The organism is Mesonia aestuariivivens (assembly GCF_019311235.1).
In the GTDB taxonomy this organism is placed as follows: Bacteria; Bacteroidota; Bacteroidia; order Flavobacteriales; family Flavobacteriaceae; genus Mesonia; species Mesonia aestuariivivens.
The window spans coordinates 20,423-31,869 of the sequence record NZ_JAHWDF010000022.1 but is presented as its reverse complement, the minus strand read 5'-3'; the positions used below and the strand labels follow the sequence as shown (position 1 = coordinate 31,869).

General features: G+C 42.8%; 2 protein-coding genes. Both read right to left on the bottom strand.

Going from position 1 to position 11,447, the window contains the following annotated elements; translation table 11 throughout:
* Positions 1-157: 157 nt before the first annotated feature.
* Entirely contained in the window at positions 158-1,042 is an 885-nt protein-coding gene (locus tag KW502_RS14305; protein WP_219041238.1) for a toxin-antitoxin system YwqK family antitoxin, read from the bottom strand.
* A gap of 13 nt (positions 1,043-1,055) precedes the next feature.
* The gene (locus KW502_RS14300) at positions 1,056-11,447 is read right to left on the bottom strand and encodes a SpvB/TcaC N-terminal domain-containing protein (RefSeq protein WP_219041237.1); all 10,392 of its coding nucleotides are present in this window, start codon (positions 11,445-11,447) and stop codon (positions 1,056-1,058) included.

Genomic DNA, 11,447 nt, shown 5'->3' with positions numbered 1-11,447 from the left:
ATATCCAAAAACTGCCGGAAGATAAAAAAAATGTCGTGATGGAACTGTTAGATTCCTTCCTTAAACAGACCAAGCTCCAAAGTATTATGTAAACAATAAACCCCGCAATTTTAACCTTGCAGGGATTTTTTGTTATTAGATTCAAAATATAAGTTTTTTATAAAGAATTGTCATCTAAAGAATCGATTACAGTAATTTCTTTTTCAAAAAACAAATCATTTGTAAAATTTTCAACTTTATTAGGCTGATCTTTAAAATAGCCTTTAGAATATTCCCTTAAAACACCTTTTATTTTTTTACTGCCTGTAGTTTTAAATTTCAATCCAAATTCAACTATATGATTTTGTAGAACATCTTTTGGTACTTCTGGATGAGGAATTCCATCATTTTTTAAACTTAAAAAAGTATCTTTTTTAACTCCTTTATAATTATAAAAATTTTTATTCGATTTATTATTATCTTTAAATAATAAAACTTTTACATCCGATAAATTATTTAAATACGGATCCATAAGTACTAGACGAACCCTGACTATTTCATTTAATCTTACTTTATTTTTACTTAAATAAATTTGATAATCATTTGATTCATTCCATAATGTATCCCCTCTTTTGTTTTTAATCCAAAATTGATTTGCATGGGAAGTATTATCTACTATAACATATTCAACAATACTATCCTTTTCATTTTTAAAGTAAGTCCAATCATTGATTTTTAATGTATCATTTATTATGAAGCCTTGTGCTGTTTTATGATCATTGTCAAATAAAATAACTTTATTTTTCAAAGAATCTAACCAAATTCTTTTTTCACGAAGAATACTTTTTTTATCATAATAAAAAGAAGTATCAATATTTTTACCTTGTAAATATTTGTGAATTACTTTTAACCCCCCATCTTGATAGTATTCTTTATATAATCCATCATAAAAGTTATTTTTCAAACGATAATCTTTATATAAAGTTCCATCTTGATAATATTCTTTATGTGTCCTATCGCAGGAAACCATTAATAACAAACACAGAATGAGTATTTTATTCATCTTATTATTTTTATTATTGAGTTCCTATTTTTGTTGAATCAATTGTAAAACTTTTGAAACCTTTCTGCCTTTTTGATGCATCTCTTAAATTGGCGTTTTTAATCGAGTCAGCTTTAAATAATGTAGTTGTGCTTTGCAGCCAAATAACATTCTGACTCCATACTTTATTCCCGATCCCATTATCACTTGCATAATTTATAATCCAAAATGGATCACTTGAATTAAATCCGTCCTGTTTATGTACATCTGATTTTCTTGGATTAGGAACTCTACTTGCTACTGAAAAAAGATTGCCAAACCAACCACCTGCATCTAGTTTCATTGTACTTCCAGTTGTTTGAGTAATTGTATTGTCAATACCAGGTAGATTACCACTTCCCCCATCAGAAAATGAAACACCATCTTGATCAGTCGTGATTATCTGAGTTGGATCATTGTTCCAACTTGATTGATTAACTTGTGACAAACTTGTAGTTGAAATAGACTCATTATTACAAGTTCCACAATTATCATTATTATTTCCTACATATACATTATCACCAATTTCCACATCTGACATCAACATCCCATCAGATTCCCTAATATAATTATCACCTAATTGGCTTTCCACTATACTGTTTGCCTCCTCCATTGAGATACCGGCATCTTTAGCTAGTGAATAAGCACTATCGCCCGCTTCCGCCGTCCAGGTACCGTCACCATTATCAACCCAATCAGCAGACCTGCCATCGGGATCGATCATATTTATAGGGTTATTGTGAACATAAGCATATGGACTCCATCCCGGGAACTCCTCCGCCATTGGGTCAGTACTTAACCAAACACTCCACTTAGGGTTATAATAACGTGCGCCATAATAATAGTTGTCGGTCTCCTCGTCGAGTTCCTTGGCATTGAACTTGTACGGACTGTTATAAGAGTTTAAATGCTCTTCCACTAATGTTTCTCCAAACGGCAAATATTCCATATGCTGTGTGATCTCTCCTGCTAAGTTAGTGATATAACTTGAACTTCCCAAATGGTCGGGATGGTACCAGTAGGCATCATAATCATTCTTATTATGAAAAAGTTTACAGCCTAGCACTTTCCCTTTATAAAGAAACGGACTGTCTAATTGCAGCTCCTTCTCAAAAGAAGCATAGGTAGCGATCAGGGCCTGACCTGCCTCGCCCACTTTATTATCTAAGTCTACAATAACCATTGAGCTTCCTCCTTGAGGGTCAAGATAGGCCGGAGGTTCATTAGTTTTACACAATACGCCTAGGTCTTTGTTATCCAGGCTTCCCAATGCGCTGCTAATGCGTTCACTACCTATGTAGTAGTGCTTGGTGTAGGTGGTAATGGGTTCACGTCTACCGGGGCCGTTAAGAAAAGGCAAAGTTTTCACCGTAAGTAATGGGCTTGGGTACAAAATGGACTCTAGCCGTCTATTGCTGCCCGCAGCCTTGGCACTGTAATAGGCATCCATCCTGCCGGGCAGGTACCTGATGATACGATCACCGTTGGCATCGTAGGTATAGGCGGCCACTTCCGGTTGGTTGGCAGGGGCCTCCGGGTCCAAATCTACAGCACGCAACCTGTCCTCTTCGTCCCAAAGGTTCTTCCTTAGGGTCACCTCGCTATAGCCCAAGGGCTGTTCTGGGTCGGTCACCTCTTGTTTGAGGGTCGTTAGGTTCCCATCGGCATCATACTCCAACAATTGCTTTTTAATGCGCGGGTCTTCTTGGTTACCGCCAAAATCTGTGGGGTATTCTGTGATGGTACGCGGCGCGTGGGGCTGTACGTAACTTTCGCCTCCGGCAGAAAGCTGCCCGGTGGCATAATCTTCATAGACCAGCTCATAATCTGTACGCAGCATGGTCTCTGCCGAACTTCCCAATACTTCACTTGCACTGTTCACCTGCCCTTGGATATGGGTCTGCCTTTTCCCTAAAATATTATGGGCATCGTCGTACTCCATTTTTAAAGTGTATTCCTGCTTGAGCAGGTCTGAAGGCTGGTCGTTGGGTCCCACATAAAAGCCATCGGCTTCGGTAAGGCGGTTAAAGTTATCGTATTTGTAGGTGTGCGTGACCGGCCCGGCCAGAGCCCCATTGGTAGGGAGACCGGTATTGGTGGTTAATTTAGTGATATTACTGTAGCTATCATAGGTATAATTTTTTTGTATGGTCTGGTTGAGGTCGTGGGTCAACTTTTTTAACCTACGCCTACTGTCATAGTCCTGATATAAAGTTTTGGTGCCATTCCCATAGGTAATGCTTTCCCGTTCCCCATAAGGAGTATAGGTGATGTCGGTGATGACGTTGTTGGGGTTTACATTGGGCAGGGTATTGGTAATGGACCGGAGCTGACCCGCGCCATCGTAATGGTAGTTCACTATTTCCTGATCGGGGTAGGTAATGCTTCTAATTCGGTTCCAAGAATCGTATTCCCATTGCGTTTTAAACCAATAGGACATTTTACCCGCCACGGCAATGGCCCTTCCATTTAGGGTAAGTTCCCCTAAACTGCCATATTCGAACCACTGCATCCCCGAGGCGTCCTTTTGCATGATCAACCTCCCTATACCGTTTACCCCGGGATTGGAATTATCGCCATACACATATTCCACATCATTGGCCGAGTTGGGGTATTGAATGTTGGTAAGTCTATGGTAATGGTACTCATACTCAATTTCGCCAGTAGTGCCCTGTTGCATCAGGTTGGCAGTTACTTTTTTGGTCATATTGCCAATCTTGTTATAAGTGAACCTAGTTACCCCACGGTCGGGATGAAACTCTTGAATCCTTCTTCCCGCCAGGTCGTAGGTATATTTGGTTTTGTAACCATTAGTGTTGGTCACCTCTATCAGTTCATTAACCGTATTGTACTTGAACTGGGTAGTCACACTACCGTTCTGTACGGTTTTGGTCTGCCTTCCCCTTGCATCAGTATAGCTATCATTAGTCTGGTTCAGGCCATCGGAATTACTTAACATATGAGTCACCAACTTATCGTTTTCTACATAATAATCAAACTTGGTCAGGAAACCGTCGGGCTGTACCATTTTCTTTTTACGATCTTTTATATCATAATCGATAGTCACGGGACTGGTTAATGAACCGCTATAATAGCTTAAATTACTGGTACTTGTACCATAGCTGCTTTGGTTGGTGGGGAGATATTGCGCAATCACCCTACCAAATTCATCCTTCTTTTGGTAGCCACTCACCAACCATACCATAGTGCCCCCGGTGTAATGAGACTTTTTCAACTGGATCTGGCTGCCCAGCCCATCGACCATACTTACGGTAAGAAGCTCCCCATTGTTAGCCCCATCCACTCGGTGCTTGGTAAGCGCGTGGTGCTCACTATCGGTAGCTTGACTTGAACCGGGCAATGATGCCTGAAAGCTGCCATGGGCATCAAACACATAGGTGTTAGCACTGGCACCATTTACCTGCGAGGCAACATCATTTTCCCCCTCGTATTGGTTTCTAATGGTCCAGTCTTCACCATTAGTATTGTTCATTTCTTTGGGCGAGGTAACCTCTATCACCCTTCCACGGTCATCAATACGGGTACGCATCTGGTGGCCATTCATATCGGTGACCAGAACGGGTACCCCAAACCAGTAATCGTAGACGGCTGTTGAGCTACGCTCAAAGGCATCATCAAATTTAGTGGGATAAGTATGTATTTGATTATCGTATTTAATTTCTTGGTAAAATGCAGTGCCATTTGCTACATTGTCCAATTGCTTAATTTTGTTGATGTTACCATAAGCATCATACTGAAATGTAATCCGGTTGGTCTGTGAACCGTTCAACTTTATGGTTATCTTTTGCAATGAACCTTGGTTATTATAGAGTGCAATCCTTTGACGGAGCAATTCATTATCCTGCGCTCTCCTTACCTCTATTTTGGTGGGCAGACCGGGAAAATCGGTGTCTTCATAGGAGATTTGGGTATGGTAAGCATCGGCGTCACCAGTACCCCAGTCTTTATATTGGATAAGGTTCCCGGTATCGTCGTATGCCGTGAACTCCTTGATAGAGTTGATCATGCCGCCATCTTCATAATTGGTAGAGATGGTTTTTACCAAGGCCGGGAACAACCGGGTCCTGTCCAACTCGCCCGTTCCCTGTTGATAGGCTTCCTCCAGCCCCACATTGCTATTAACCACCGGGTTTTCGGGGTTAAGCATATTGTAAAAATTCCTGGTTTTGGAAAGCAGCTCTCCCCCTGCGTTATAGGAAGCAGATTCCTTGAGCATGCCTTTAAGATAATAGTTCTGGTTATGAAACTTTTGAATGGTGTACCTAAACAGGTTTTCATCAAGATCTCGCTGTTCGGTAATGACGGTTTCAAAGCCATAGGAACTTCTATCACGTCTGTCGTATTTTCCGTTTTCATAATCGAACGTGGTGAGGGTCTCGTTAGGGCTAAGGTTGGAATCTCCCGTAAAACCGTCATGGGTGGTCAGTTTGCTCATCACCCATTTGCTCTGGGGCATGGCATAAGTATTCCCTTTGCGCTTGTAATCTACCGCCCAACTACCACCCAAAGGCAGATTTACCTTTTTAAGCAGATGGGTCTTCCCGGTTCGGTTTAAATTAGCATCGATTGAGCCGTTCCCGTTTGCTTTATGAAGCACATCGGGAAGACCATCTCCATTAATATCCCTTACTGCAGCGGTAGTCTCATTAAAGCTGGCAAGGCCTCCTGCCGTTGCGGAAAAGGTGACCTTGAGCACGATAAATAAAAGTGGTATGGTGAAACCGGCAGTGGCCGATCCGAATATATTACCTGATACGCTTATGCTCTCTTCCAATTGGCTATTACCATAAAAAGTTTTTTGCTGGCCTTCAATTACAAAACCCAGCCCGGTGTTTAAATAGTATTTATAGGAACTGCCTTGCCTTCTCACCAAATCCGGGAGACCATCTCCATTCACATCCAGTAAGGTGGTTCCTGTATTGGCTTCACTACGGGAAGCCCCAAAGCCTGCCCCAAAAGAGGCATTGAAGTTAAAGGAAGGGCCTACGGAATTGTTCTCCCGTTCACTGGTAAGCAGATCACCACTGTAGCCTGTACCCCATGTCATATCATTGGTAAAAGAGCCATACCCCGTATTCAGGTTCACGGTAATCGCTGTTTTGGTGAGGTGTACCTTATCGGTTAAGCCGTCCCCGTTCATATCTACCCATAAACGTTCATTGAAGGATTCCCCCTCGCTATGATTGATTCCTGAACTTACATTGGTACGCGTCTGGTTGCCGGTAGATTTTTGGTTGGCCGCTTCTGTAGAGTTGGGTTGCATTCCGGAAAGGGTAGCCCCTACGGTCTCGTCTGAACTTTCACTTCCCGTTCTAAAATTATTGGAATAGATCATACCGTTCTGTAAGCCCCCCTGCATATTGGTATATTGGATATTGGACCCGGTCACCAGATCCGGATACCTATCGCCATTTAAATCGATATACTGGTTCAGCACATCGCTTTTGGCCTCACTAAAGGTTCCGTTCACTACTCCTGCGATATTACCGGATTTTGCTTTCCCTTTAGATTTGGAACGCTGCTTTAGCCCCACAAAATAAGTGTTGCTACTAGTGGTAATGGTTGCAGGATCCACCCAGACATTATAGATATTGGCCTCTCCAAAACGGCCTACGGTGGCGGTAAGCTGATTATTGCTGTTATATCGGTAATGGGCAAATTCAATTCCTGTGTTGGTATTGATATAGGCCTGCTCTTGCAGGTCATATTCTTGTCCGTACACGGTATAGCGCAGGCCGGACTGTTCCACTTCTACATTGTCGGGGTCCTGTTCATCAATCTGCTGTTCAAGTTCATCCACATCGGTTTCTTCATCCGGATTTTTAAAAACCGTGGGGTCTATGGCCCCGGAAAAATAGTCGGTGCCCGTTATATTATCATCCTCATCATAGGTAATGCTCAAGGCCCCATTGTATAGGAACTGGCCCCATCCCCGGTAAGGTGTCCCATAAAACGTGGGGGTGTACGAAAGGAAAGGGGACGATAAGGTAATGGAAGAAAAAGAAGGGTAATCATTGGGGTTAAGTGCCGGAGAGGTACCCGAATATAAGTCTAAGGTAATGTCTGCAGGGTTGTCTTCTGCAAATTCGGTATTGGACACATAAAAAGCTGAAAAAATAGTCCCTGAAGTATAGATTTCCTGGGCCTTTTCTTTGGCAATGCTAAACTCCCTATAGGAAGTATTGGAACTGACCGAACTCCCATTCTCATCCATAAAACCATACACAGCCCCAAAACTAGTTTGGATGCGTTGTACATAGAAGGTCCGTTTATGTAACACCTTACCGATGTTCCCCGATAGCTTCTCTTTGGTCACCCAATTGACTTCTATAGGGAATTCCTCATCTTCAAATTCGTCCAGAAAATTAATGTACGATTGGGAAAACATATCATGTTTAATGGTGTACATCGGGTTTTGGGCATCATTATTAATTGCTGCACTAATAATAGGATTGGCCAGCTCATCCCCATGGAACCAATATTGGTTTTGGTTAACGTTGTCGTGATAGGGCCTATGATTGACTGGTGCAGTGGTGGTTCCCGAGGTATTGCCTGTAGCGGTGGGAAACCATTCTATATCTTCCCAGCTCACATTGGAGTCACTTTCTACCTCAAAATAGAAGATATACTCATAACTGGAACTGAGGCCTACCGTAAACTGATTGGAAGCCGAATTAGCGGTAAAATTACCGGTACTTGCCATGAGTGTTTTTTGCCAACGGGTTTCGCCGACAGCTTCCCCTGTGGACGGATTTATTTGTACCCGGGTGATCACAAAATCCACATCGTCTGAAAATTGATTAGCGGAGAAATTGGAATTGGAGAGGTTGAAATTCAAGCTTGCTTGGGTATCTCCATTGCCGGGGCTCCATTGCCCCCCGGTGACCAGGTAATCTTCTTTGGCATCATATCTTTTGATCTGCTTGTTGTTTTCATCTACAAGATTTTCATCATTACCGGGGGCTTGATCCGACCATACCTCCTGAAGGTCGTTATCTTTATCAATCCTGGTATAAGTAACCCTAGGGTTCCATTCTACCTCCCCTCCACAACCATAATCACGGTTATGTACCCTGAAAAAGATCAGGTCTCCTTTAGAAACCACTCTAGTGACATTAAAACTTTCCGTATCCCCTTGATTATTCAAGTATCCATATTGAATAATGTTGTTCACCACCTGATCTGTTTTCATATGCTCGATGGTCAACCTAAACCTATTATTCGTTGAGGCTGCCGAAGGAGGAAATCCACAATCATTATCCGTACGTAATACAGCATTTGCCCCTCCAATCGAAACTACACCATCGTAAGGTGCTCTCCATGCTTTTACATGGTCAAACTGAGGGAATTGGGCCCGGAGTTCTTCTTCGGTTTCCAGATCCAGTCCCTGTATCACACTAGCATCGACAGACCCCGCTAAAATTGGGTTTTCTGACTCATCTGGGGAAGTACCAAATGAACGCCAGGTATAATCTGCATTGGGCTGGGTAGTATTGAAACGCACCCGGTTGCTTCCCACTACATCGGGCAGGCCATCCCCATTAAAATCGGTAAAATAGAAATCTGTATCACTCTTGGTAGAACTTGTGCTTTTTCCTACGCCTATAAGCCCCATGGCATTGGCATCTACCCCGCCGCCTGTGGTCCTCGATTCTGTTTTGCTTAGTCTACTAAGCCCCTCTATGGGGATTAAACTCCCAAAACCCTCATCTTCCCCTAAATTGGGGCGGTAATGTACCTTTCCGTTTTTATAGACCACTTTGTCTGATAGGCCATCCCCATTGATATCTATAAAACTGATACGGCCCTCTTGGGTATTTTCACTATAATTAAATGAACCGCCTATCGTGGTATTTACGCTGGTGGCCTTAAAACCAATACCGGCACCTCCCCTTAAACCTGCGGAAAAACCTTGGGAAGTACTAGCCCCCAGTGCTGACCCTTTGGGGATAAAAGTACTCATGCCACCGGTGGCTATGGTATGGAGCGGGGAAGATATCTCATCTTTATTCCCGTCCCAGGTTTTACTGCCACCAATAATGGCCGAGCTCCCTACTTCATCATAATACTCCAAGGTATTGCTATAAAAAAGGTCTCCATTGGCATCATATTCTTTAATTTGATTGAGTAAGGATTTGCCAAAATTACTCGTTTCGTAAGAAAACTTATACCTCCTAATTGGGGTCGTATTTTGCCCGGATATATATTCTACCTTGATCTCATCAAGCAATTTATTGGTTATTTGCACAAAACCATTTCTTGCTGTGACGATAGGGTCAGGACGTTGCTGTGCCGCTGTTCTATTGAACTTAACCCTATAGTAATAATTATCATTCGATGTTTTTCTAGTGTACTCAATTTCAGCTAAATAAAAAGAGGTGCCAAGTACAAAGCCCCCATAGCTATTGTAAGCTACATTTTGACTGTTCTCATCAAGTTTTTCATAGGAATAAGATATGTAATTGCCGTAGGGGTCTTGCTTTTTTGCCAAGGCCCAATGAACAATATGACCGGTATCGTCTTTTATGGTATAGGAAGAGGAGGCACTGCTTATCCCTCCATAATAACTTTTGTTGCCGAATTTATCTTCTACCACCCAATAGTAATTGGTGGTCCCACTTCCTTTACGGGTAATTTTCAAGTAACTGCCCTCTTTTCTCAGGAAAAACTGTTTATCACCAGTACCGCGGCTTATATTGGGATTCCGTTGGGGACTGGTATAATCGCTGCCCACTTTAAGGACGAGGTCTTCCCCGTTCATGGAATAAAGTTCCGATTCTTTACTGCCATTGAACGTGGGCACCCCCCACTTGGTGTTCAGGCTAATGGCCGGGGTATTCAGGTTCCAGCCCATCCCCATCCAGCTGTTTCCCCCTTCACTATTATAGGTAAGTTGGAGGGAGGGCTGCATCCCATTTCTTCCTTGAGGAATTTTAATAGGAAATTGGGCACTTACACTCCCGTTATTGTTGGCGGAGGGCGAGGCTATACTTGCCACCCCGGTCGCCGGATTGGCAAATTTAATATCGCTCATGGCCGTCGGCACGAAACTGGAAGTTTCCGGATTCTCCGGTACTTTAATGATCCCATTGATGTAATCGGTCTCTTGGGTCACCGTAGAGATGATGGTATGGTTTTCCATATCGATACTGTCCGTATAGACGGCTTGCCAGTTACGGTCTTCTTTGTTATAGAAATAGGTTTTTATATCCTTTACGGAATAGCCTGCCGGTATTTTGTCTTCATCATATGTTAAATGCAGCTCCAAAGGCAAACTATCGCTTACCCCCTTTTTGCTGATCCGGTACCCCAAATAATCCCCCGCCGTTATATTTTCCAGTTCATGGGGCAATATCCTAAAATCCTTATACTCCAGGCCCAGTATTTCTATCTTCCTATTGGACAACATAGCATCGATGTCTTCCTCTTGAAGCTTTACCGAGAGGGCAGGAAAAAATTCAATTTTTGTCCGTAGCTCTTTGAGAGAACGGGTGCTCCTATTGATTTCGTTAGACTTAAATGGAACCTCTAGTGCTATAGGGGCATTTTTGCTGTACTTTACTTGCCAATAGGTCGTCTGCTGTTGGTTATCACGGTCTTTGTACGTTACCTTAAGTTCCCGGATATGGGGAGGTTGTTGTTTCAGGAGCCCTTCCACATAACGGTTCCTTACCTTGAACACCTTCCCTGCTATCCAAATCTCCTCTATACTTTCATCGGCAACAACACCTGAAAAATAGAGGGTTCCCCGGTAATTTGTCAATTCCTTTTCACTGGGTACGATTAACTCATCTGCTTTGGTCACCAATTCCACCTGAAGCCCTTTTATTCGGTATTGGTAGGCTTTATTGGAACGGCGGTTAAAATAGATTTCATTTTTACCGTTCTTTAACTGCGCGCTGGGTATATGTTCTTCGATAACGGACCACGTATCGGTTTCTTCCAAAAGCTTTCCGCCCACCGCTGAATGGTTATTGATACTCTTGGTGGTATGTAAAGCACTGTTGACCCCATACACCTCATAGCGGAGTATCGCCCCATAGTCCGCTAGATCGATATCGTCAGGGATCTCTACGGTAAAAAAGTTATCGGCCGGGTTTTCCCGTTCTGACTTGGTTTTGATCCCTACTACCGCTTCTGTTTCCAGGGCTGAAAACCTATGGGATGGGGAACTTGCACCGGCGGTTCTCCCACCGGATGAGGAGTAAAAATGGGTTACCTTATCGCTATCGTGATCAAAATAGTTCAAGTTGACCGCCATCTGGTGGATGGGCTGCCCAAAGACGAGCACATTGCTCAAAATGGTGGTCAGTAAGGTATTGGTAATATAAGATTTCCTGAGGGTTGTAAAGTAATTGCTTGCCAT